Raw genomic sequence first — 23,149 nt, forward strand, 5'->3', positions numbered from 1 at the left:
CGGTTCGGAATTCGAGCAGACAGGCACGAGACCCATGGCAACAGTAATTCTTCTGAATGGTGTTGGGAGTGTTGGAAAAAGCTCCATTGCAAAAGCACTTCAGGACATATCCACGCAACCGTTCTTGCACATTGAAATGGATGCATTCCTGGCAATGTTGCCAGAGCGGCTTGAAGACCACCCGGACGGGCTGAGCTTTGAAGAGCGCATTGAAGACGGGAACGTGACCACCTTTGCGAGAACCGGGCCCTTTGCGAAACGCGCGTTGTCCGGAATGCGGCGGTCGGTCGCCGCGATGGCTGGCGCTGGGAACAACCTGATCGTCGACGAGGTGCTATTTGGAAACACGGAATCTGGGTCAGCGAGCGCTGTATCTGAGTATCAGACCTTATTGGAGCCGTTCAAGTTTCACATGGTCGGTGTCTTTGCATCCCTCGAAGTACTGGAGGAAAGGGAACGAAGGCGCGGAGACCGAAACATCGGGTTATCCAGATGGCAATACAAGCGTGTCCACGAGGGGATGACTTATGATCTGTCGGTCAACACTGAAAGTAAGTCCCCACTCGCATGCGCTGAGTTGATAAAGGCGCACTTGGGCTTGTGATATTTGTAGGTTGGCAACTGTAGCGCCGACTACGTCAGTATTTCCACCAGTGCGCGCGATCATCGGGTCCGCGTTCAACCAACCCAATATCGCGGCGCATGTGGTCAGACACAGGTGTCGCATTAATTGAGCTTCCTACTGAGCTCCTACCCTTTTGAACATCATCTGACTGATGCCAGAGTCGAAGCAGTTGTCGAGCGCAAAATTTAATTAGGCTGCGCGGGGTGCGGATCGTTTCGTTGTACAGGTTTCAAGCTTTCATTTCAGACACACGTACTGCGTCCACGAAGCAGACTTCGTGAAGCAGACGGAATTTTGTTTCGGGTGACTCACAAGGTGAGAACGCAGTCAGGTCTTTGTGAGAGTCTGATTCCAGCAGGAAACAGACCGATGGCCTGTATATGTAGACCGACGGTCGGTTTGTAAAGAGAGATTAATGGCAGATGAGGTTGTTTTTCAGTATGCCATTAGCAGGTGCTGCGGTACGGACATGCGTCTTTTGAAGTAAATGGCACTGGAGGTAATGATAGGGTGAGCCGCGCCGCAATATATTGGAAGAGGACCTGCCACTGCTACGCAAATTAGCATCGTCTTCCAATTAGAGGTTGAATTTAACCGCCCAGAATGCACTTTTGATTGAGATACGATGCTTCAAAGTTGACGAAGTGGCGCGAAAACTATTGTCACTTGAGCGTGTACTTTGGGCCGCGCAAACTTATGGGCAAATCGTGCAAAGTTATGCGCAATTGTCGCGCAAGTTTATGGGCGAAGGCATCCGAATTATCTAAATGAAATCAATGGAAGGAATGCAGCGTTATGCGCACACCTACACAGGTGTCTTCTCCTCCACCTAGGGTCAGGATGCATTGATTTTCAACGCGCTGCGTGATTCACGGCTCGGAAAGCGGAGCGGTGACATGAGCGACCTTTACCGGCTGACCAACGAGCAGATGGCCAAACTTACCTCTTTCTTCCCGAAGTCGCACGGCAAGCCACGGGTCGATGACAGACGGGTTCCGAGTGGGATTATCTTCATTAATCGCAATGGGTTGCGCTGGCGGGATGCGCCGCGGGAATATGGTCCGCACAAGACGCTTTACAGCCGATGGAAGCGTTGGAGCGAGAAAGGCATCTTCGCGCAGATGATGGTCGGCCTGGCGGCCGAGCACGGCGAGGAACAGACCGTGATGATCAACGCGACCTATTTGAAGGCGCATCGCACTGCGACCAGCATGGCCGCGAAAAAGGGGGGCGTGGACGCCTGATCGGCCGAACCAAGGGCGGCATGAATACCAAACTGCATGCTATCTGCGACAGCCACGGGCGACCGCTCAGCCTGTTCGTCACCGCTGGGCAGGTCAGCAACTACATCGGTGCGCGGGCGTTACTGAGCAGCCTGCCCAAGGTCGACTGGCTGCTCGGGGACCGCGGCTATGATGCCGACTGGTTCCAAGAAGCGTTGCAAGACAAAGGGATACGCGCATGCATCCCCGGCCGAAAGAAACGAAAGACACCGGTTCGATACGACAAGCGCCGATACAAACGACGCAACCGCATCGAGATCATGTTCGGCAGGCTCAAGGACTGGCGGCGCGTGGCGACACGCTATGATCGCTGTCCCAAGGTTTTCCTCTCAGCCATCGCTCTGGCTGCGACCGTCATCTATTGGTTATGAACCCTGACCCTAGGGATCCTAAACTGGATGTGCTCAAACTTTCGGTCTCTGTTTTTGTCTTCGAATCCACCCTTGTCATTCAAGGATAGCAGATCCAAGCGCTCTAGCGCCGCCCTTGCCGCGGTTATGTCCAGAATCCCTTCTGAACTTCGGCCCTTCGGTCGCCATTTGGGGTTCTGACTAACAGAACAGAACCAGCGTCGCAGTGACCTGAATCAACCATGCCAATGGCAACATTGGTTTCAAAATCCGGCGACCAGGCAGCGGACGTGACTTGACCAACGCGCTTTCCATCTTTGAGCAAAGTCCAAGCTGAACGAGCAGGGGGCACGGGGTCACCGGGAATGGAAATCGCACGGATTTGTCGGGCCGGGCCAGTTTCCGCTTCGCGCGCAAGTGCGTTCATACCTATGTGGTTACTGTCTTCACCCGGCTTGCAGAATTTACCCAAACCGCATTCCAGTGGTGAGTTTTCCATGGTCATATCGTTGCCATAGCTCAACAGCCCGCCTTCGATCCTTTCGATCAAGTTTGGACATCCCGGGCGAACATTCAAATCAGTCCCGGCTTCGAAAAGGGCGTTCCACAAAGGCATACCGTAGGAACCATTTTCTACATAGATCTCATAGCCGCCCTGCTTCGAGTAACCAGTGCGCGCGACCACAAAGGACGTGTCCTGAAACGCCAGCCGTTTGTAACGGAAGAAGCGGATATCCCGAACCTCGTCCCCAAAAACCCGCGCCATCAGATCATCCGACTTTGGTCCTTGAACGGCCAGTGGCGAGACGTCAGGTTCGAACACCCGCACATCCATACCTGCACCAACGGCCAAACCCTTAATCCACAAAAGCAGGTCGCTGTCGGCGATTGAGATCCACCAGCGATCTTCACTATGTTTGATCGCCACGGGGTCATTCAGCATGCCGCCGTTTTCCTCGACGATTGGTACGTAATAGCACTGGTCGTCCTGCATTTTCTCCAGATTGCGGGGGGTCAACCGCCGCATCAGGCGACCGGCATCCGGGCCATTCAGTTCGATCTGACGTTCACAAGACACATCCCAGACCTGAACATGAGATTTGAGATGCCGGTAGTCGGCCTCGACGCTCTCGAAAACCGTCGGCAGCAGCATCCGGTTGTAGACGGTGTAGGCGGTAACACCTTTGTCTTCGACGCCCTCGGAAAAAGGGGTCTGGCGCAGGCGGCGGGATTGGGACAGCAGGCGCATTTCAAAGATCCATTACTTTGGCGCGATCCCGAAGCTGGAACTTCTGAATCTTACCTGTGGAGGTTTTGGGAAGAGTTTCGAAGACGACGGCCTTGGGGGCCTTGAACCCGGCCAGATGCTCGCGGCAGAAGGCTATGATCTCGTCAGATGTTGTCTCGGCACCTTCGCGCAATTCGACAAAGGCGCAGGGGACTTCGCCCCATCTTTCGTGCAGCATCGCAACCACGGCAGCGGCCTGTACGGCCTCATGGCGGTAGAGTACTGCCTCGACCTCGACCGAAGAGATGTTTTCTCCACCGGAAATGATTACGTCTTTTAGGCGGTCACGTATCTGGATGTAGCCGTTTTCATGTAAGACAGCGCCGTCGCCGGACCAGAACCAACCGTCCTCAAAAGCTTTCGACGTGGCTTCGGCGTCCTTGTAATACCCCGCCATCACCGTGTTGCCCCGAATGGCGATTTCGCCCTGTGTAACACCATCGCGTGTTACGGGTGTGTCGCTGCTACGGTCGATCACCGTGACCTCTTCGACCATCGGAAAGGCGATGCCTTGCTGCGCTTGCAATTCAGCTTGCTCCGCTGGGCTGAATTGGTCCCAGTCATCCTGCCAAAGACACTGTGAGATATGGCCGTAGGTCTCTGTCAGGCCGTAGACCTGCATGACATCGAGCCCCATAGAGCGGGTTTTTTCCAGCACCGAAGGCGGTGGCGGGGCACCTGCCGTCAAAACGCGTATCGCGGGATCGAAGGGGGCCGCGTCACTCTCGGCTTCGGCCAGCATTTGCAACACGATGGGTGCCGCACCGAAATGAGTTACGCCGTGGGCGCGGATCGCGCCTAGAATACGGTCTGCGGTTGGATTACGGGTAAAGACGACAGTTGCGCCAAGCATGGCCATCAACCACGGGTGCCCCCAGCCGTTGCAGTGGAACATCGGCACCACTGACAGATAGACCGGGAAAGGCGGCATCTGCCAAGCCGTCCCTGTGCCGAGCGCCATCAGATAGGCCCCGCGATGGTGATAGACAACGCCTTTCGGGCGACCGGACGTACCAGACGTGTAGTTCAACGCAATGGCATCCCATTCGTCATCGAGCGGTTCCACCGACAACGGCGCGGCTTTGGTCAGCGCGTCGTAACTCTGACCACCAAGGTTCTCGCCTGGGGCAACGGGATCGACGATCTCGACCACTGGCAAGGTACGACCAAGCAGATCAAAGGCATGAGACAGAAGTGGTACAAGCTCCTGATCCACGATCACCAGCTTCGTGTCCGCGTGATCCAGAATGTAGGCGATGGTTTCCGGTTCCAGCCGCGTGTTCAGCGTATTGAGGACCCCGCCCGTCAGCGGCAGCGCAAAGTGCAACTCGAAGAGTTCTGGAATGTTAGGGCTCAACACCGAGACGGTATCGCCTTTCTGCACGCCAAGTTCCACCAGCCCACCGGCCACAGCGCGAATGCGGGTTGCAGTTTCGGCCCATGTTCTTTGAGTGTCACCATAGATCACCGCCGTTCGCGCGCCGTGCAGGTTTTCGGCGCGGCGCAGGAAGGATATCGGCGACAAGGGAACATGGTTTGCCCGCGTCTTCTGAAGGGCTTCGAAATGGTGACGCATCCCGGTTCCGCCTGACTTAGCTGTTGGGCCGCACACGGGCGGCAGTTTTGTTTGCAAAGGCTTCTAGGCGCGCACGAGCCGCAGGTTGGGTATTGACCACTCCGCCCACCACAGCCTCTGCATAGGCTGCGTCCATGCCGGACATGTTGTTCAAATGGCTGATCGCAGAGCAGATGGCAAAGTTGGTCAGCGGCAGGTTCTGCGCGATCTGTTCTGCCAGTTCCATCGCCTTTGCCATGCTGCCGCCATCTTCGGTGATGTATTGTGCCAATCCCAGATCGACGGCCTCTTGCCCCTGATAGACGCGGCCCGTCAGGATCATGTCGATCATGCGGTACTTACCGATCATATCTGACACCCGGATGGTGGCTCCGCCACCAGTGAAAATTCCGCGCTGACCTTCGGGTAGAGCGAAATAGGTTCCCGGGTCGATCACCCGGATATGCGCTGCGCTAGCCAGTTCCAGTCCACCGCCGACAACGGCACCGTTGAGCGCAGCAATAATTGGCACACCGCCGTATTCCATCTTGTTGAACGCCTCATGCCAGCGCAGGCAGACATGCATGAAGTCATCGGGGCTACGGTCGGCTTTCCAATGCTCGACGAGATCAAGTCCCGCGCAGAAATGGTTGCCTTCACCAGCGAGAACAACGGCTCTGACGCCAGCCATTCGCGCACCGCTAAAAAAGCGGATTAGTTCCTCGATTGTGACCACATCCAGCGCGTTGCGCTTTGAAGGGCGGTTCAAAGTTACGACGTACAGGCCGTTCTCACGCTCCGAAATCGAGAGGCTTTCGTAAGTATCGGGGTTCACGACATCATTCATGGGTCAGGTCCTTTCGAGGAGTTATTCGGGAAAAGCCGCATCAAGCAGGCTGCGCGAGCCATTCATGATGCGGGTGTGTTCTGTAATGCACTCGGGCAAGATGTGCTGGGCAAAGAAGAGTGCAGTAGCAATTTTCTGAGTCATGAATCGCGCATCCTGCCCGGCGTCCAGAGCGCTTTGCGCAGCCAGTGCACCCTTCGCCAGCTTCCATCCTGCCGCGAGCGTGCCTGACAACATCAAGAACGGGACAGAGCCCGCAAACGCAGCATCGATGTTCTTTCGGCTGTTCTCCAACAACCAATCCAACGCGGATTCAAACGCGCCGCGCGCCCGCGCTAAGTTTGTGCTGATAGCTTGCGCGGTTGCATCACCCTCAGCCAGTTCCACTTCCGTTGCCTTTATCCGTGCTGCGAAGTTGCGGGCGGTTTCACCACCGTCGCGCATCACCTTGCGCCCAAGAAGGTCGTTGGCCTGAATAGCTGTGGTGCCTTCGTAAATCGGCAGAATGCGGGCGTCACGGTAGTGCTGCGCGGCACCGGTTTCTTCGATAAAGCCCATGCCGCCGTGAATCTGCACACCTAACGACGCAACCTCGACCGCACGTTCTGAACAGAACCCCTTAACCAGCGGAACCATAAATTCGGACAGAGCAGTCATATCCGGACTATCTTGATGATGTGCGATGTCCAGTAACCCTGCTGTTGCAGCCGCCATGGCCCGCCCGCCTTCAGTCAGGCTTCGCATCCGCATGAGCATACGGCGCACATCCGGGTGTTCGATGATGGCGACGGCGTCTTTGGCCTGACCAGTCAACGGGCGGCTTTGCACTCGCTCACGTGCATAGGCCAGAGCGCGTTGGTAGGCTCTCTCAGAAGTCGCAATGCCCTGTACTCCGACCGAAAACCGCGCTGCGTTCATCATGATGAACATGTATTCCAACCCGCGATTTTCATCGCCGATCAGGAACCCTGTGGCGTCTTTGTATTCCAGAACCGCTGTCGGACTGGCGCGAACACCCAGCTTGTGTTCGATGCTCACGCAGTTGACCGTGTTTTCGGCTCCTACTGTCCCATCCGCTTCCACAAGCTTCTGCGGCACGATGAACAGGCTCAACCCCTTGGGCCCGGCAGGTGCGTCGGGTGTACGGGCCAATACCAAATGGATGATGTTCTGGGTCAGATCATGAGCACCATATGTGATGAATATCTTCGTTCCCGAGATGCCATAGCTGCCATCCGCGCGTTGCACCGCTTTGGTTGCTACGCGGCCAAGATCGCTTCCCGCTTGTGGTTCTGTCAGGTTCATCGTGCCGGACCAGCGCCCCGCGATCAGTGGTTCAAGATATGTGGTTTTTTGTTCGTCCGAGCCAGTCAGCAGTAGCGCCTCAATCGCTCCGTCGGTCAGCAACGGGCAAAGGCCAAAGCTCATGTCCGCGGCATTCAGCATCTCTACTGCCGCAGCGCCTACAGTTCGCGGCAATCCCATGCCGCCGTATTCCACTGGGTGGGTCAGGGCCTGCCAACCCATCTCGACGAACTGTTCATAGGCGTGCGCGTCACCCTCAGGCATGGTCACGCGCCCGTTATCAAACCGAGCCCCTAGCGTGTCGCCGATATGGTACAAAGGTGCGATCTGCTCACCGCAGAACCTGGCATAGCCTTCCAGCACAGCACCAATATCCGCAAGGTCGTAGTCCGAATACATCGCCAACGAAGAGACCTGCTCCCAATGCGACAGGTGTTCGACACAAAACATCAAATCTTGAACAGGCGGCTGATAGGACATATCGGGCATCCCTGATGGAAACTATGGTTTTGCGTCATTTATCTGCCGATTGGATTGCCGTTAAGCTCATCTTTTGCCAAAATACTATCCGATTACGCCAAACTGAGACCTCTATGACGAACCACGACCCAATCTCTCTGACGACAGTATCAGCGGCATTTATTCAGGATTGGCTGGGTGCTCTTAGGTCTCGTTGCACCCCGGACGAGATGGCTTCATTGCTGGAACGCTCTGGCCTTCAAGCCAGTCCCATGGCCCCAACTCAACGTGTCACGCTCAATGAGATCGCCCAGCTCTATCAGCTTGCCGCTCCTGAGACAGGGGACGAAATGATGGGCCTATGGAGCCGTCCGATCCGGCCTCGCGCCTTACAGCATCTTGTGACGGTTCAACGCGGAGCAAGCAGCCTGACCTCGGCTCTCTATCGGTTCTCGACGTTTTGGAATCTGCTTCTGGATGACTTCTATTTTGACTTGCGGAACAAGCCAGATGAGGTGGAGTTGGCTTTGGTGCCTTACTTAAGTGGCACTCAGGCGCAGCGTTTCGGCCATATGCTGATCCTGAAGCTGGCGCATGGGTTGTTATCTTGGCTCAGCGGGTCAGAAACACCGGTGCAAACGGTTTGTTTTGCCTTTGGCCGTCCGGAATTTGCAGCAGATTACTCGGTTGTCTTCCCGTGTCCCGTTGAGTTTGATGCCCCACAAACCAGCATTCGCTTTGACCCGCGCCAGTTCACCCGCTTGATAAGTCGAAGTCCTGCCGAGGCATCCGTGTTTCTTGAGCGCGCGCCGCTGGATTGGATCTTTACTGGCTCGCGCGCCCATACAAATAGCCTTCGTGTCCGAGCATTTCTTTACGGAGCGACATGGCAGACTTGTCAGCTTCCGGATGCGGCCAGGGCTCTAAAAATGACGCCTCGGACCCTGAATAGACGATTGAAAGACGAAGGAACATCTTTTCAGGACATCAAAGATGCTCTACGCCGCGATATCGCGATCCGTGCACTTCAGCAAAGCTCGGACAGTATAGATCAAATCGCGTTTGACACTGGCTTCTCGGCCCCGGCGAACTTTCATAGGGCCTTCCGAAAGTGGACCAACCGGACGCCTGGATCATACCGGATGTGAGTTTGAGCTTCGTGGTAAACAGCGTTCTGAACAAGGCTATCTGCGAGAGGCGCCGCAAAACGATATTTTGCATTCTGCGTAGCTGTGTCTCCAACTCGCAGCCCAAAGCAGACATGCTACAGCGAGCATTCAAGGTTCGTGTTACGACACATAGCTGTTCTTTTCTGTGATGCATTATACTTCTGCTTTGTAGTGCTTTAGAAACATCGTGACACAATCGTCCAGTACTTCTTTAGGCGTCCGGTTCTCTCCGAGGAAAAACTCCGGCCAGAAGAAGGAGTTTTTCACGAGCGCTAGAAGCTGATTGGTTGCGAAGGCAGGATCCGCCTTGCGGATCATGCCTGCGTCCATGGCTTCGCTGATCAGCCTCGTGATTGGGTAGTCATGTGTTGCGGTTTCACTGAAGAATTCGGAGGCTCGATAATGAGTATGCGGTACTAGCTAGGAAAATAAGATCGGCTCAGACAAGGCGCTCGACGTTGTCTTGGCCAACTAGTCTCTCACAATTGCCTTAGAACTGTTTCCCACTGGCTAGGGTTGAATTTTTCCGGCCAGAGTGCACTCTTGATTGTGGATGAGCGTCGAAAGTCGATTGAGTTATGCGAGGACTACTATTAATTGAACGAATTCTACGCGCCGCGCAAACTTATGGGCAAAAAATGCAAACTTATGCGCAAATCTCGCGCAAGGTTATGGGCGCAGACTCCGTAATTTTCTGAATGTAATCAGTGTTGGGGACGCAGCGATATCCGCGCGCCTACATCAGGTGTAGGTTTGCGCATAACACTTCGCACGCCCCAAAAGTTTGCGTAGTTCGCCCATAGATTTGCGTTGCGCGTTTGTCTGCATAAGCCACGAATTCAATCAGTTTTTGGCTTAGTCGTTGCGGTTTTGACCCTTTGCATTACTCAACCCCGCAAAGGGCCTCCCTAAGGAAACTTGGGTTCCATGCGGCCCTTTTTGCTTGGATTCTTGCGAAGGTCTGCGATGCGCAGAAAGCGGACTTTGCAAAGTTCGGCCTGCGGCCTCCCAAAGGCGCCACGCGATTCTCAACAATTGATCGAAAACTTCGCACTGATAGGATGAGCGCGAAGAACTCGTAGCTATTGTTGTTCTTCTTTTGATTTCTTTGGGAGGTTTGATTGATGGTTAGAAGCACAACCACTTTGGGGATGATAATTGCCCTAAGTCCGATTGCAGTGTTGGCACAGGATGCCCCGGTTATGAAAGAGCCTCTCGGCTATCCAGGCTTCAACGGGAAGATCGAGTTGGATGTCAGAGACTCTCAGTCAGACTGGACGCCGTTCACGCCAAAGGCTGCACCAGAAGGTTCTCCCAATATCCTGTTTGTCCTTTATGACGACACAGGTTTGGGTGCTTGGTCCCCTTACGGTGGAAAAATCAACATGCCGACGATGGATGATCTTGCCGAACAGGGACTGACGTTTACTCAATGGCATACCACTGCACTGTGTTCACCAAAGCGTTCGACCCTGTTGACCGGCCGCAACCATCATCTCAACGGGATGGCTGCGATCACGGAAACTGCGGACGGGTTTCCGGGGGCCAGCGGACGGTTGCCTCCGCAAGTGACCACAATAGCTGAAGTATTGCAGGCCAATGGTTATAGCACATTCTGGATTGGCAAGAATCACAACGTCCCCGAGCAGGACGTCGCTTCGGGTGCAAGCCGCACAGAATGGCCGTTGAACTAGGGCTTCGACCGATTCTATGGATTCCTGGGCGGAGAAACCAACCAATGGTATCCTGACCTTGTCGAAGATAACCGTTTCATAGAACAACCCTATGGCCCAGAAGACGGCTACCACTTGTCCAAGGATTTGGCCGACCAGGCTATTTCGATGCTGCGCGACCAGAAAGCGACGAACCCATCAAAGCCTTGGTACATGTGGTTCAACCCTGGCGCCAATCATGCGCCCCATCACGCATCAACGGAATGGTCCGATAAATATAAAGGCGTCTTTGACGAAGGTTATGACGTTTATCGTGAAGAGATTACCAAAGCCATGATCGAAAGGGGAATTGTACCTGAGGGCACAGTCAATACGGAGTTGAATTTCCTGCCCGAGGAGATCGCCAATCCGGATGACACCATTCGCCCGTGGGACACTCTCAATGACGACGAAAAAAAACTTTTCGTTCGCATGGCCGAAGTTTACGCAGGATTCTCGGAATATACCGACAGTCAGGTTGGGCGAATTGTCGATTACCTGAAAGAAACAGGACAGTATGAAAACACCCTGATCATCTACGCCGCCGACAACGGAGCCTCTGGTGAAGGGTCTCCAAATGGATCTGTTAACGAGAACAAATTTTTCAACGGCTTTCCGGACGAGTTGTCTGAGAATATGAAATACCTCGACACGCTGGGCAGCCCAGACACCTATAACCACTATCCAACAGGCTGGGCCGCTGCCTTCTCAGCTCCGTTCAAGATGTTCAAGCGCTATTCGAATTATGCCGGCGGAACCAATGATCCGCTGGTCATGTCCTGGCCAAACGGCATCAGCGATGGGGGAGAAATCCGTCACCAGTATCACCATTCGGTTGATATCGTTCCAACTATTCTGGAAATCACCGGGCTGGAGATGCCCACGACAAACAATGGCGTCGAACAATACCCTCTATCCGGCGTGTCGATGGCATACACGTTTGACGCGGAACCGGACGATCCCACCCAAAAAGAGGTGCAATACTACACGATGCTTGGTACGCGCGGCATCTGGAAAGATGGTTGGAAGGCCGTCGCCGTTCATGCGCCGCTGACCGGGACAAGCAACTTCGATAAAGATGTTTGGGAACTTTATCACGTCGACGTAGACCGTTCCGAAGCAAACAACCTCGCCGAACAGGAGCCGGAAAAGTTGCAAGAGCTGATCCAGGTCTGGTTTGATGAGGCCGCCAAGAACAATGTATTGCCTCTCGACGACCGAAGCGCAGTGGAGATCCTTGGAATCGAGCGTCCAACGGCCGAACCCCCACGTGACACCTATGTCTATTATCCGAACACGACCTGTGTGCCAGAAGGCGTAGCCGTCAACATACGTGGGCGGGACTACAAGATCCTCGCGAATGTCGAGATCGAAGATGCAGACGCGAGCGGCGTGATTTTTGCCCACGGCTCACGCTTTGGCGGCCATGCATTGGTCGTGAAGGAAAAGAAGTTGTACTACACCTACAACTTCCTAGGAATTGAACCCGAGCAGACCTTTGAATCCAACGCAGAGCTGGAACCCGGCACCTACACGCTGGGAATGGAGTTTGACGCGACTGGCACCGGTGACAACGGTGAGGTCTTGGGATCGATGAACCTCTACATCGATGATCAGGAGGTGGCTTCGGGTGACATGCGCGCGCAATCTGGCAAATTTACGCTGTCCGGGGATGGGTTGTGCATCGGATACGATAGCGGTGACGCTGTCAGCCAACTGTACAGCACACCGGGAGAATTCGAAGGCGGAACAATCCAGAAAGTGGCCGTATCGGTGTCTGGCGACAGCTATGAAAGTCTGGAAGCCGCTGCGAAACGGATGCTGAAGCGGCAATAAACGGCACCATGCAAAGAAATGGGGTGCGCAAGTAGCGCACTCCTATCAACTGAAATCTGCAATCAAATATCTCGATAACAAATTACCCGTCCAGTTTAACATTGCGGTGCCAATTCGTATGTCCGTCTTGGGCTGCGACCAACTAATTGAACTGATGGCAGAGAACGGCAAATCTGGGCCCAAAGCGACCATTCCGGGATCTAAAAAAGTGGGTGTTCATGACTTTGGCCTCACTTCACGGGTTTTTCGGTGAACCGGCGAACTGCGAGGACCGAAGCAGCATAATCCCCCAATGATATCCCTCTGAAAGCAAAAGCCGCCGGTTTATTGCGTGCTCGGACGTCGACTTTGCCAGTGACCAATTCCGTCAAGTCGCCGGCAATTTGCTCGTATGGCAACATCGGCTTGTCGCTTTCCAATTCCTGCAAACGGTCGTCGACAATTACCGTTTTGAAAGCAGTCATATGCGCCGGCACCCACGGGATGCACGCATCAGTTATGGTGGCGAAGGCAGTCGGCTTCAGCCATCGGGCATCCAAGAAGGGTTCAATAGAGTAGTTCAACGTTATCGATGTCACTATCAGTTCGGCATCACTCAAAGCCTCCTTGGCATTGGCGCATGTTTCGGCTTCGAGACCCATGCCGCGAGCAAAACGACAAAGCTTGTCGGCATTCTCTTTACCACGCCCGAACACGCGAATTCGTTTCAGGGGAAATAGTTCTGAAAACGCGACTAGGTGGGAGTGTGCCTGCACACCCGCGCCTACAAATGCCACCGTCTCGGCATGAGGGTCAGCAAGCCGACGCGCTGCTACCACTGACAGCGCCGCAGTTCTGACTGCCGTAATCCAATTCGCCCCCAAGACCGCGCGAAGTTGTCCTGTTTGCGCATCCATAACCATGATGGCACCGTTTATCGCAGGAAGACCCCTCGCCGGATTTTCCGGACACACTGTAACCTGCTTGGTCACGATGAATCCATCATCTCCCATTGCCAAAGTTGACATTGCATAGCGCCCGTCGGCGGGCAAGATGACTGTCTTGGGAGAAGTGTGAAGCTTTCCATCTGCCTTGGCTATTAGGGCAGCCTCGATGGCATCGGCAACTTCGGAAGGTTGGATGCCTAACCCCCCGAGATCGTCGTCAGACAGGTAGATTAGGGCGTTCTCAGAAGTCACGGCGTCCCTCACTTAAGCAATTTGGCTTTCTCACTGAATACATTGTTTTCGGCAGTTCTTCCTATCGGATTACCCTCACAAAAGTATTTAGGCTTTAACTTTCAATCGCCTGATCCAATGCCCAGAAAAGAAATGCGACTTCATTTTTCTGAAAACGTGAACCTAGCTGAACGCCTGATTTGCTCGCAATTCGAAGTTTACAATATCTCTTTGAAGGTCGGCTTAGAGTTCGGTGCTGCCGTTCTCTGAGGTGAGCATCACTGGCTGCTTGCGGCTCGAAGCGGTTATTCACTAGCGGGTCTTGCGAATCCAGAGAAACGGAACAGAACCGCAAAGATTTTGCACCATATTTGGCCAAGATTTATCGAATCCGTCACAAGATTGAGAACTTATTTGGACGGCTGAAAGAGCGGTTCCGGGTCGCGACCCGTTATGACAGGTGCTTTATCATCTTCATGTCTGCCATCGCCCTCGCGGAAAAGTTTTTTGTTTCGGTAATAAGTCGAAATTTTAGGAAATCGTCGTCGAACAGATAAAGCTCGATCCAAAAGTTCTGGCCCATTAGGCCAAACGCGTAAAACAACCGCTAGCGCTGCGCGGTCTTACTCTGGCGACGAACCTACGGTTAGAATCTTCCCATTACTCCAAACCAGAGCCTCGTAACAAACCTCGGCTCCTGCGCCTCCGCACCAACCACCGTCTCGTCCAATAAGCAGTATACGGTCAGGCCCCCAGTCAATAAGACGCCAACCCGTTGCCTGCCATGACATGGTCTCATCGTCGACGATAAGATTGAGCATGCAACCCCCTGTTCCGCAGTACATAGAGGCAGCAGAAGAGCAGGAATACTGGCTTTCATCTACGAGTTCAGCCTTAACCGCGCCAAACTGTGAGCGCAGCTCGATCTCGGTCACAGCGTCACCCTGATCAAATTCTCCATTCTCGAAGTTTTTGCAATCAGCAGCCGCGCTTTCGATGATCCGTTGTGCTTCCTTGGAGGCGGCCAAAACTGTTGTGGGGCAAACCACCACGGCGACCATTGATGCCAGAAGCGCTGCAAACACAAATTTCACCCTTTTCATGCCGTCCTCTTCGTTTGAATTCAGTGGTATGCCGCCAAATTAGCTTCGTAAGAAGCGGTTTCGCCGAAGTTTTCCATCACCCATTCCGGATCGTAGTAGGTGTCGAGATAACGGTTTCCGTCGTCACACAGAATAGTGACAATGGAGCCAGATCGTCCGGCAGCCTCCATCTCTTGCGCAATTTGCAAAGCCCCCCAAAGGTTTGTGCCTGTTGATGGGCCCGCCCGCCGCCTGATCCGATCTTCAAGCCAGAGCATAGTCGCAATGCTTGCCGCATCCGGCACTTGGATCATACGGTCGATTACATCTGCCAAAAATGACTTCTCTACCCGGGGACGTCCGATACCTTCAATACGACTTGAACAGGGGCGGGTCAGGGTCCTGTCTCCAGTTCGAAAGCTATCAAAAAACACTGAGTTTTCGGGGTCCACAACAATCAATTCACTGTTAAAGCCTTTGTAGCGAATGTACCGCCCCAACGTTGCTGAAGTTCCGCCAGTGCCCGCGCTCATCACAATTACCGATGGAATTGGATGTGGCTCTCGTTCCATCTGACGAAAAAGGCTTTCTGCAATGTTGTTGTTGCCTCTCCAATCCGTCGCCCGCTCGGCGTACGTAAACTGATCCATGAAGTAGCCACCGACTTCAGCTGCCAGTTCAACCGAGGCCTGGTGCATGTCCGGCGCCGCATCGACGAAGTGGATTTCCCCACCTTGGAACCGGATTAGGTCGATTTTGCTCTTGGCGGTAGATTTTGGGAGAACCGCGGTAAAAGGCACTCCGATCATACGGGCGAAGTAAGCTTCTGAAACGGCAGTGCTGCCAGACGAGGCTTCGATTACACGTGTCCCTTCCCTTATTTTCCCGTTTACAAGCGCATAAAGGAAAAGCGAACGTGCCAGCCTGTGCTTGAGGCTGCCAGTGGGATGTGTACTTTCATCCTTGAGATAGATGTCTACGCCATTCAGCCCCCGGACGGGAAGCTTGAAAAGGTGCGTATCGGCAGAGCGGTGAGCATCTGCATTGATCTTGGCAATCGAATCCGAAATCCAACGGTCCATACCTATACTCAAACGCCCTGTTCAAGGCCCGTCAAGCTTGGGAAAATCGTTTTTTTGATTCATGGGGATGCATGCATGCGTCACCAATAGGACCGACTGTCCATCTAACGGGTAGGAATACCTATCGTGCCAGAATGTTCTTCAATGAACAGCCAATGATTAAGAGGGAAAAATGTTAGGGTACTATAGGCGACAGCTTGAACCCCAAGGAGAACCAGGCCGAATACATGAATGAGTGCACGCATTCGATCTTCGTAAGCAAGCAACAGAATTGACACGATCTGGCCGATGCAAATTGCTGCAACAAATATTCCAATATCAATCAACAGAAAGTTGCGCTCAAATATCGCTGTGTATGCTGTGAATACTATTACAATCAAAATAGCAGTAATTGCGAGGCTAACTCCTTTAGCACTAAATACGTCCCTTCTTGTAAGTCGGGGTGGAAGCGGCATTAGGCAGGCCCAAAACAATCCTGGCCAAAAAGCCAGCTTTAAGTGTTCCCAAATTGACTCGTTGACAGCTGCCACAAGCGCCACCGGCGTCCAACTTCCTAGCAAAACAAATGCAAAGTGCAGCCCGGACCCGAGTAGGATCATTAGGATCGCCCCTATCGCTTCGAGCCAAACTATTCGGGACGAGGTTTCCAGCATGTTTGGATCTCCCAATCCAGATTGTCGTATACTTTGTTTAGATTCTCAAAAGTGAAATGCCCACAGACATAGAAGGTCTAGAAATAGCTTTCACCGCCCATGGTGAGCGGCAATGTCCATGTCCTTGTAAGAGTTTGTAAAGTTGACCCTTCCTGATTTTTAACCGCAGTTGCTGTCATTGCCATGTGCTATAATAGACCGTAGGCTGGATTAAAAACCGGGGTAGAGCATGCACGCTAAAAGGTGGGTTATTTTGTCGGCTGGATTTATTGCTCTGGCCACAGTGTCGTGTACAGATCTGTATCCTGACGCCGACGTCATGCCCACTCGCGCTGATGGGGCGGCCTTTTTCTCGGAAAACTGTACTTCTTGTCATGGTGTGGATGGTAGAGGCGGTGGCCCGGCAAGCAGCGGTCTTTCCGTTGCGCCAACAGATTTGACAACATTGAGCGTGGAGAACGGAGGCACTTTCCCTCAAGCACGGGCACTAAGCTACATCTATGGCGACCCAGAAAACAGCCATCTTGCTCGGGTTATGCCGGAGTTTGGCGGGGAAATGGCGGAAGACCTGGTTCCGGTTGAAATCGAGGGTGTCTTGACGCCCACTCCGCGCGAGTTAGCAGGGTTATTGTTTTTCTTAGAAAGCATCCAACAGTAGATTAGTGTTCTTGGCGCTAGGTCAGCAATTGACCGTTTGCCGGTGTTCTGGACTTGCACCTTTTTTGACCCGGTGACTATTGCAGGCCTAGCATTGTGAAGCGCCGTTGTCAGCTAGGCGTCAGCAGACACTCAAGATCTTTTGGCCGAATTGGCAAGTCGAGCTCAGTTCTGGCTAAATGCGAGTTGACATATGATTTATGTCAAAGAGACGAACGTGATTACATGCTAAATTTCGAATGTTAAATGGTGATGCTGTTCTGAGCTCGCTGCTGCCTGTCCCCATCAATCGGTTTTGGGCCACAGGATAGCGAATGTTATTTGGTAAAGGACCGATGTTGACCGGGGGAAGATGTCGGTCCATTTCTGTTGTAGTAAACTCTCGTATAACAAAGGACCTCCGGCTTATGCGGCACTTCATGATCGTTGCGAGCATAGTCATTTCTTTGGCTGCAACGGTATCTGCGGCCGACGATTTTTCGGACCTTGGCAAAGACCTCTTTGTTGAGCATTGCGCCCGATGTCACGGAATCGATGCATCCGGAAAAGGACCTGACGCAGCTGCTTTGAAAACAGAGCCTGCTGATTTAACAAAGGTTTCCGACCGAAGGGGGGGCGTGTGGCCCATGTTGGAGGTCATGTCGATCTTGGACGGTTACTTGAAAGTACAAGAACCTCGCGATGACATGCCGATAATCACCGAATTGAATGACGGCCCTGCTGTCGAATTCGATACGGGCAACGGTTTGGTTACGCGTATTCCTTCCAGACTTATCGAAATTGCTGAGTATTTGGAGAGTATTCAGTCTCCGAAGCCAGAACGTTATGTTCCGTGAAGATCTGCTCCGCAGCTGAGTACGCTAAAGAGTGCTGCGTTGGGCGGGTGCCGTAGTTGCCAGGAAGCTGCGAATATGCGGATAACGTGTGGAAGATGCCGTCTAGCCCAGCGCGCTTCGATATCAGGTCTCGCGCTTTACAGCGGTCTAATCCAAGACTTCTTGTAGTACCTCACCACTCGCACCATTAGGACGTGCCGTGCTCAATAAGGCAGAAAGTGTGGATGCGAGAGCAGTCGTGCAAACCCGGCGTGCGACCCGTTGTGGTTTTAAGTTCGGTCCAGCAAAGATAATCGGCACATGTGTGTCACCGCGCCACGGTGACCCGTGGGTGGATGTGACGGACAGACCATCAAAGTCTGCGATGAACCAACCGGGTTTGAAGACTACGTATATGTTCCCGGATCGGGTGGGATGATAGTTGTTGCGGATCAGGCGCATGATGCCGGTATCGGGCAGGGTGTTTGCTTCGATAGCCGTACCGGGGACGGCGAATGCCACATCGGGAAAGGATAGAAGCTCTTCTGCAATAGCTGACTCCAGCGTGGGTAAATCGATATCACTGCGAGCCAATACTTCGGGGGCGATATTGAGATAGGGGTGATTATAACCCTCAAGCAATTTCCCGGTGATCCGAAACCGCTCCTTAAGCTTGGCTATCTGTTCCGTCGGGTCCCAGGTGTCTGGAGCAACAAGGCCAGTTCGGATGCCAACACTCTCCAAATAGCCCGGTGCATCAGTGGTGCCGTGGTCCGCCGATAGAACGATCAAAACGTTTTCCAGCCCAATCCGGTCGTCGATAAACGCGAAGAGATTCATGAGAGTCTGATCGAGGCGGTATATCGTGTCCTCGGCTTCAAGACTGGAGGGGCCAAACACATGGTTGACGTAGTCCACGGACGAGAAGCTAATCGCCAGATAATCCGTTACCGCGTCTTGCCCGATATCCTCGGCATCAATCAATCGTTTGGCAAATTGCGCCGTCAGATCGTCGCCAGCGGGACTAAGCGTTAAAAAGGTCGTAAAGTAGGGGTTTTCTAGCGGGTCAAACCCATTTTGCGTCGAAGAATAGCGATGAGGAAAGGTTATGCCGAACCCGGCGACATCCGTCTCCCATGGTTGGTTGTCGCGGTCGCCAAAGAGATAGGCTTCCTTTGGGTGCATCAATTCCCAAGAGGTTCCTTCAAAGGAGGCGCTCGGCGATGCGTCATTCCAAGCGGAAACCCAATCCGGGTATTTGTCGTAATAATAGGAGCTTGTGACAAAACGATTTGCGGCTTTTGAGAACCAGAAGGCTTTGCCGCTTTGTCCCGCCATTGTAATAGCCCCACGGTCTTTGATTGAAACTCCAAAGACCTTGGCCGCACCAGCAGTGGAAGCGCTTAGTTCGTCCGAAAGCGTCGTAACAAGCATAGCGCGTGGTGACCGCCCATCTGTGCCAGCTGCCGCCTGTGTTGGGTCAATTTCAATATCGTCATTGACGCCAGCACCATCTCCAAGAAGCGGAGCGGTGCTGTCTTCAACGTTGTAGACAACGCGGTCCAAGGTACTGTCGAACCAGATGTTTCCGATCATCCCGTGCACTGCCGGTGTTGCCCCGGTCGCCAATGTAGCGTGTCCGACAACCGTCTCTGTATTGGCATGGCAGTGATGGGCGTCCAGATAGTGTACACCGTTTTCTAGTAAATACTTAAGGCCACCCTCCCCAAGATTCTCAAAGTAGCGTGCCGGTAGATCGCCCCGAAACGCGTCAACGGTCAGCTGCAAAACGAGACGAGGAGGTTCTTGCGCATACGCAGGAGCGACTGCAACCAACCACAAAGACAAACAAGTTCTTAATGATTTGGTCATAGTGTGTCCTTTCGCTGCATCGTGCATCAGGTTAGCCGCGACCGCAATTGCGGGCTAGGTCGTGTTGACAAAAGGAATTCACGCCGAGGTTTAAGTATTATTCAAGCTGGTATCTGCAATGGAGACCAGCTTGCCACGAGACCTGATGTCGGACAAGGAATGGACGTTCTTGAAGCGTGTTATCATGGCTGTCCGCGCCCTGAACGGGCGCAAAACCCACGAACCACCGCCGTGTTCTCGATGGAATTTTCTGGATCGCCCGGACTGGTGCCCCTTGGCGAAACCTTCCCGAAGAGTTCGGCAAATGGTCGAGCGATTAACCTCGCAATTGAGTTGCGTTGTTCGATTTTGGGGTGAATTGCTCCAATCAGAATGCACTTTTGATTGAGTTTCGGTGCGTTCAAGTTGATCGAGCCACTGTACGGCTATCGACAATTGAGCGCGTATAGTGAACCGTGCAAACTAATGCGCAAATGCTGTGCAATATTATGGGCGAAGACACCCAGACTTTCTGAATAAAATTAATGATAGGGATGCAGCGCTATGCGCGTCCCTACAGATATTGTGGAAGTTCGATATCGGGTTCATCTGCCTTGGAATCGTTATGATCTCAGGTGGTAAAATGTGGTTTGAGGATCGAATGGTCTGGGTCTAGCGCGACTTCCAAAAAGGTTGTGGGTCGTTGAGTGATCTTGAAACTGAGCGCTGAAGAATTGCCCTCTTGGAACAGTTCGCAGCTGCTTGTACCCGTTTGGGTCAGACCGCACCCATTTTCCGGCGTAGATACTGCGCGAACTCTGCCACTCGGCGAGGTTGGGCTCGGCCGGGTGGAAACATCATTTGTAGCGGCTTGGGTGGTGGGAGGAAGTCGCCTAACAGTGCCACAAGCTTTCCGGCTCTGACATCATCGCCAACATCCAGTTCCGACTTCAACACAATGCCATGGCCTGCCAGAGCCCAACTGCGGATAAGCGAGCCATCATTTACAATTCGGTTTCCCTTGACTGGAACAAGCTGGCGTTCTCGGCCTGCGCCAAACTCCCAAACATTGTCGAGCGAACCACCGAAACGCATAACTAGGCAGTTATGATTTGCGAGGTCTTCGGGCAGTTCTGGTGCTCCATATGCCGCCAGATAGCTGGGTGCTGCGCAGACGAAACGCTGGTAGCTTCCAAGGTTGCGTATTCGGAGTGAGCTGTCGGTGATGTCCCCAAACCGAACAGCCAAGTCAAAACCCTGACCCACGAGATCGACATAGCCATCGGATAGCGACAGTTCTATTGACATAGCCGGGTTCTCTTCGGTGAATTCAGCGATCATGTCAGAGACAACACCACGACCTAAATCAATAGGCGCACTGACGCGGATCAGGCCAGAAAGGGTTTCGGCGCCGAGGCGAATGCGGGTGTCGAGGTCGGTGACTTCACTCAGAACGCTCTTGGCGCCATCGATCAGGACCCGACCCTCTTCGGTCAAACTGATTGAGCGTGTCGTTCGGTTGAACAACACCACACCGTAGTGTGATTCCAGCGCAGCGAGCCGTTCGGAGACAGTTGTGCTCGATAGACCTGTCTCTCGGGCCGCCGCGACAAGGCTGCCTTTCTCGGCGATGGTCAGGAAGAGGCGGAGGTTGTCGAGTAGCATTAGCCGGTATTTCCGGATTATATTTCCGATGAATGTCTGTTTATCCCGTTTCGTCGACGGCGTAAATCTACAACGTCAATCAAAACAGCAAAGGAACGACCTGATGGCCAAGCTGACCATTGTCGCCAACATCAAAGCCAACCCCGGCAAGATCGACCTTGTCAAAGCAGAGCTCACCAAGCTCATCGACATCACCCGGTCTGAAAAAGGTTGCATCAACTACGACCTGCACCAAGACAACGATAACCCGGCTCATTTCGTGTTTTATGAAAATTGGGAAAGCCGAGAGCTTTGGCAAACTCATATGGGGGCCCCACATCTGGCTGCATACATGGCGGCGACAGACGGAGCGGTCGCCGAATTCACATTGAATGAGATGACCTTCATCGGTTGATTTTGAACCAGAACGAGGAGCACGCCATGAAAGCTGTTGGATTTCGTACGGCCGGGCCAATTGATCAGGCGGATGCATTGATCGAATTCGAAGCAGACAAACCCACCCCGTCAGGTCATGATTTGCTTGTCGAAGTGCAAGCCGTTTCGGTGAACCCGGTCGACACAAAAATTCGGCAACGACGTGCTCCTGAGGGTCCCGCACCTGACATTCTAGGGTGGGACGCCGTAGGGATCGTCGAAGCCGTTGGCGAAGAGGTCGAGACTTTCAAACCGGGAGACACCGTTTGGTATGCCGGGGCGATCAATCGGCCTGGAACCAATGCCGAATACCATCTTGTGGATGAGCGCATCGTGGGGGCTGCTCCTAAATCCATACCTGCATCAGCGGCTGCGGCGATGCCGCTTACGACGCTCACTGCTTATGAGATGCTGTTCGACCGCTTGCGAGTCCAAGATGCCATTCCCGGCGGGACAAATACGTTGCTGGTTATAGGTGGCGCAGGCGGTGTCGGGTCAATCACCATTCAATTGGCCCGGGCTCTCACTGAATTGACAGTGATAGCGACGGCGTCCCGCCCCGAGACACAAGACTGGGTTCAAGAGCTTGGCGCACACTATGTCATAAACCATGCGGAACCTTTTGGCACACAACTCGGGGCTCTCGGTATCGAAAGTGTGGATTTCATCTATTCAACGAACCATTCCCAGCTTTATGCGTCTCAAGCCGGAGAGGTGATGACACCTCAAGGTCGCTTTGGGTTGATCGATGATCCTGAGACCTTTGACATCGCGCCATTCAAACCCAAATCGATCTCTTTGCATTGGGAGTTCATGTACACTCGGTCGCTGTTTGGGACTGGAGATATGAATCGTCAAAGCGAAATACTGAATCAGGTTGCCGGGTTGATAGACGATGGAAAGATCAGATCCACAGCAACCGATACACTTGGTACAATCAATGCTGCAAACTTAATGAAAGCGCATGCTATCCTCGAAAGTGGCAAGGCCAAAGGAAAGCTCGTGCTTGAGGGTTTTTAGATGAGAATTGAGCGACTAGATCATGTGAATATCGTGACAACTAAGTTGTCTGACATGGTTACTTGGTATGAAGAGGTCTTGGGTTTGAGACTCGGGGCTCGTCCTGATTTTCCGTTTCCTGGAGCATGGTTGTATGCGGGTGATGACGCCGTGCTCCACCTAGTGGGTCAAGAAGGAACACCTAACGTCGGCTCCGAAGTGAAGCTCAAACTCGAACATTTTGCGCTCTCAGCCACGGGGCTGAGCGCATTTGAAGAAAAACTGGCATCACGTCAGATCCAGTATCGCAAAACCGAAGTCCCAGGGCCCCGCATGATCCAAATC

General features: G+C 53.3%; 18 protein-coding genes and 3 pseudogenes. 10 read left to right on the forward strand and 11 right to left on the reverse strand.

The window, feature by feature from the left end:
- Positions 1-34: 34 nt before the first annotated feature.
- Both AC2FFA_RS21795 and AC2FFA_RS21800 read left to right on the forward strand, forming a co-directional pair.
- Positions 35-604, forward strand: a complete 570-nt coding sequence (locus AC2FFA_RS21795) for a chloramphenicol phosphotransferase CPT family protein (RefSeq protein WP_496853221.1) — start codon at positions 35-37, stop codon at positions 602-604.
- Between the two features lie 917 nt (positions 605-1,521).
- A protein-coding gene (locus AC2FFA_RS21800; protein WP_496853222.1) for an IS5 family transposase occupies positions 1,522-2,279 on the forward strand; the annotation gives its coding sequence in 2 pieces (ribosomal slippage) (positions 1,522-1,846 and positions 1,846-2,279; 759 coding nt in all).
- A gap of 124 nt (positions 2,280-2,403) precedes the next feature.
- Here the strand turns inward: AC2FFA_RS21800 and AC2FFA_RS21805 are convergent.
- Genes AC2FFA_RS21805 through AC2FFA_RS21820 form a run of 4 tightly spaced genes read right to left on the reverse strand, consistent with a single transcriptional unit; the run spans position 2,404 to position 7,733 of the window.
- On the reverse strand, positions 2,404-3,507 hold the full coding sequence (locus AC2FFA_RS21805; protein ID WP_496853223.1) for a dimethylsulfoniopropionate demethylase: 1,104 nt from the start codon (positions 3,505-3,507) through the stop codon (positions 2,404-2,406).
- 1 nt (position 3,508) lies between these two features.
- The gene (locus AC2FFA_RS21810) at positions 3,509-5,122 is read right to left on the reverse strand and encodes an AMP-binding protein (protein WP_496853224.1); all 1,614 of its coding nucleotides are present in this window, start codon (positions 5,120-5,122) and stop codon (positions 3,509-3,511) included.
- Positions 5,123-5,138: 16 nt separating this feature from the next.
- Positions 5,139-5,948, reverse strand: a complete 810-nt coding sequence (gene dmdD / locus AC2FFA_RS21815) for a methylthioacryloyl-CoA hydratase (protein ID WP_496853225.1) — start codon at positions 5,946-5,948, stop codon at positions 5,139-5,141.
- A 21-nt stretch (positions 5,949-5,969) separates the two neighbouring features.
- Complete coding sequence (locus tag AC2FFA_RS21820) at positions 5,970-7,733, reverse strand: acyl-CoA dehydrogenase family protein (protein WP_496853226.1); 1,764 nt, start codon at positions 7,731-7,733, stop codon at positions 5,970-5,972.
- 113 nt (positions 7,734-7,846) lie between these two features.
- Here AC2FFA_RS21820 and AC2FFA_RS21825 point away from each other — a divergent pair, with 113 nt between their 5' ends.
- On the forward strand, positions 7,847-8,860 hold the full coding sequence (locus AC2FFA_RS21825) for an AraC family transcriptional regulator (protein WP_496853227.1): 1,014 nt from the start codon (positions 7,847-7,849) through the stop codon (positions 8,858-8,860).
- A gap of 174 nt (positions 8,861-9,034) precedes the next feature.
- Here AC2FFA_RS21825 and AC2FFA_RS21830 read toward each other — a convergent pair.
- Positions 9,035-9,262 (reverse strand): annotated as a pseudogene (locus AC2FFA_RS21830) (TetR/AcrR family transcriptional regulator C-terminal domain-containing protein); the annotation flags it as partial.
- A gap of 821 nt (positions 9,263-10,083) precedes the next feature.
- Here AC2FFA_RS21830 and AC2FFA_RS21835 point away from each other — a divergent pair.
- A pseudogene (locus AC2FFA_RS21835) lies at positions 10,084-12,429 on the forward strand (arylsulfatase).
- Positions 12,430-12,659: 230 nt separating this feature from the next.
- On the opposite strand, the gene AC2FFA_RS21840 reads toward AC2FFA_RS21835, so the two are convergent.
- The 4 genes from AC2FFA_RS21840 to AC2FFA_RS21855 all read right to left on the reverse strand — a co-directional run bounded on the left by AC2FFA_RS21840 (position 12,660) and on the right by AC2FFA_RS21855 (position 16,403).
- Positions 12,660-13,607: an ornithine cyclodeaminase family protein gene (locus AC2FFA_RS21840; RefSeq protein ID WP_496853228.1), complete on the reverse strand. Its 948-nt coding sequence runs from the start codon at positions 13,605-13,607 to the stop codon at positions 12,660-12,662.
- 602 nt (positions 13,608-14,209) lie between these two features.
- Entirely contained in the window at positions 14,210-14,689 is a 480-nt protein-coding gene (locus AC2FFA_RS21845) for a hypothetical protein (protein WP_496853229.1), read from the reverse strand.
- Positions 14,690-14,709: 20 nt separating this feature from the next.
- A complete protein-coding gene (locus AC2FFA_RS21850; RefSeq protein WP_496853230.1) occupies positions 14,710-15,750 on the reverse strand; it encodes a PLP-dependent cysteine synthase family protein in 1,041 nt (346 codons plus the stop codon).
- A 104-nt stretch (positions 15,751-15,854) separates the two neighbouring features.
- The gene (locus AC2FFA_RS21855; protein ID WP_496853231.1) at positions 15,855-16,403 is read right to left on the reverse strand and encodes a DUF6512 family protein; all 549 of its coding nucleotides are present in this window, start codon (positions 16,401-16,403) and stop codon (positions 15,855-15,857) included.
- A gap of 253 nt (positions 16,404-16,656) precedes the next feature.
- Here AC2FFA_RS21855 and AC2FFA_RS21860 point away from each other — a divergent pair, with 253 nt between their 5' ends.
- Together AC2FFA_RS21860 and AC2FFA_RS21865 are read left to right on the forward strand one after the other, a co-directional pair.
- Positions 16,657-17,061, forward strand: coding sequence for a c-type cytochrome (locus AC2FFA_RS21860; protein ID WP_496853232.1), 405 nt, complete (start codon positions 16,657-16,659; stop codon positions 17,059-17,061).
- Between the two features lie 418 nt (positions 17,062-17,479).
- Positions 17,480-17,896 (forward strand): c-type cytochrome, encoded by a 417-nt coding sequence (locus tag AC2FFA_RS21865; RefSeq protein WP_496853233.1) that lies wholly within the window; start codon positions 17,480-17,482, stop codon positions 17,894-17,896.
- A 147-nt stretch (positions 17,897-18,043) separates the two neighbouring features.
- On the opposite strand, the gene AC2FFA_RS21870 is transcribed toward AC2FFA_RS21865, so the two are convergent.
- On the reverse strand, positions 18,044-19,747 hold the full coding sequence (locus tag AC2FFA_RS21870) for an alkaline phosphatase family protein (RefSeq protein WP_496853234.1): 1,704 nt from the start codon (positions 19,745-19,747) through the stop codon (positions 18,044-18,046).
- A gap of 118 nt (positions 19,748-19,865) precedes the next feature.
- Here AC2FFA_RS21870 and AC2FFA_RS21875 point away from each other — a divergent pair.
- A pseudogene (locus AC2FFA_RS21875) lies at positions 19,866-20,061 on the forward strand (transposase); the annotation flags it as partial.
- A gap of 442 nt (positions 20,062-20,503) precedes the next feature.
- Here the strand turns inward: AC2FFA_RS21875 and AC2FFA_RS21880 are convergent.
- Complete coding sequence (locus AC2FFA_RS21880) at positions 20,504-21,391, reverse strand: LysR family transcriptional regulator (protein WP_496853235.1); 888 nt, start codon at positions 21,389-21,391, stop codon at positions 20,504-20,506.
- 103 nt (positions 21,392-21,494) lie between these two features.
- On the opposite strand from AC2FFA_RS21880, the gene AC2FFA_RS21885 reads away from it, so the two are divergent.
- The 3 genes from AC2FFA_RS21885 to AC2FFA_RS21895 all read left to right on the forward strand — a co-directional run.
- Complete coding sequence (locus tag AC2FFA_RS21885) at positions 21,495-21,785, forward strand: putative quinol monooxygenase (protein ID WP_496853236.1); 291 nt, start codon at positions 21,495-21,497, stop codon at positions 21,783-21,785.
- Between the two features lie 26 nt (positions 21,786-21,811).
- Positions 21,812-22,825, forward strand: a complete 1,014-nt coding sequence (locus AC2FFA_RS21890; RefSeq protein ID WP_496853237.1) for a zinc-binding alcohol dehydrogenase family protein — start codon at positions 21,812-21,814, stop codon at positions 22,823-22,825.
- A partial coding sequence (locus AC2FFA_RS21895) for a VOC family protein (RefSeq protein ID WP_496853238.1) occupies positions 22,826-23,149 on the forward strand: 324 nt, incomplete at its 3' end.

It is taken from the genome of Ruegeria sp. YTSB088, assembly GCF_059609825.1.

Bases quoted from the DNA above. Each gene is read 5' to 3' on its own strand.
- AC2FFA_RS21795 (WP_496853221.1), top strand. From the start codon at position 35: ATGGCAACAGTAATTCTTCTGAATGGTGTTGGGAGTGTTGGAAAAAGC.
- AC2FFA_RS21805 (WP_496853223.1), bottom strand. From the start codon at position 3,507: ATGCGCCTGCTGTCCCAATCCCGCCGCCTGCGCCAGACCCCTTTTTCC.
- AC2FFA_RS21810 (WP_496853224.1), bottom strand. From the start codon at position 5,122: ATGCGTCACCATTTCGAAGCCCTTCAGAAGACGCGGGCAAACCATGTT.
- dmdD (WP_496853225.1), bottom strand. From the start codon at position 5,948: ATGAATGATGTCGTGAACCCCGATACTTACGAAAGCCTCTCGATTTCG.
- AC2FFA_RS21820 (WP_496853226.1), bottom strand. From the start codon at position 7,733: ATGTCCTATCAGCCGCCTGTTCAAGATTTGATGTTTTGTGTCGAACAC.
- AC2FFA_RS21825 (WP_496853227.1), top strand. From the start codon at position 7,847: ATGACGAACCACGACCCAATCTCTCTGACGACAGTATCAGCGGCATTT.
- AC2FFA_RS21845 (WP_496853229.1), bottom strand. From the start codon at position 14,689: ATGAAAAGGGTGAAATTTGTGTTTGCAGCGCTTCTGGCATCAATGGTC.
- AC2FFA_RS21850 (WP_496853230.1), bottom strand. From the start codon at position 15,750: ATGGACCGTTGGATTTCGGATTCGATTGCCAAGATCAATGCAGATGCT.
- AC2FFA_RS21855 (WP_496853231.1), bottom strand. From the start codon at position 16,403: ATGCTGGAAACCTCGTCCCGAATAGTTTGGCTCGAAGCGATAGGGGCG.
- AC2FFA_RS21865 (WP_496853233.1), top strand. From the start codon at position 17,480: ATGATCGTTGCGAGCATAGTCATTTCTTTGGCTGCAACGGTATCTGCG.
- AC2FFA_RS21870 (WP_496853234.1), bottom strand. From the start codon at position 19,747: ATGACCAAATCATTAAGAACTTGTTTGTCTTTGTGGTTGGTTGCAGTC.
- AC2FFA_RS21880 (WP_496853235.1), bottom strand. From the start codon at position 21,391: ATGCTACTCGACAACCTCCGCCTCTTCCTGACCATCGCCGAGAAAGGC.
- AC2FFA_RS21885 (WP_496853236.1), top strand. From the start codon at position 21,495: ATGGCCAAGCTGACCATTGTCGCCAACATCAAAGCCAACCCCGGCAAG.
- AC2FFA_RS21890 (WP_496853237.1), top strand. From the start codon at position 21,812: ATGAAAGCTGTTGGATTTCGTACGGCCGGGCCAATTGATCAGGCGGAT.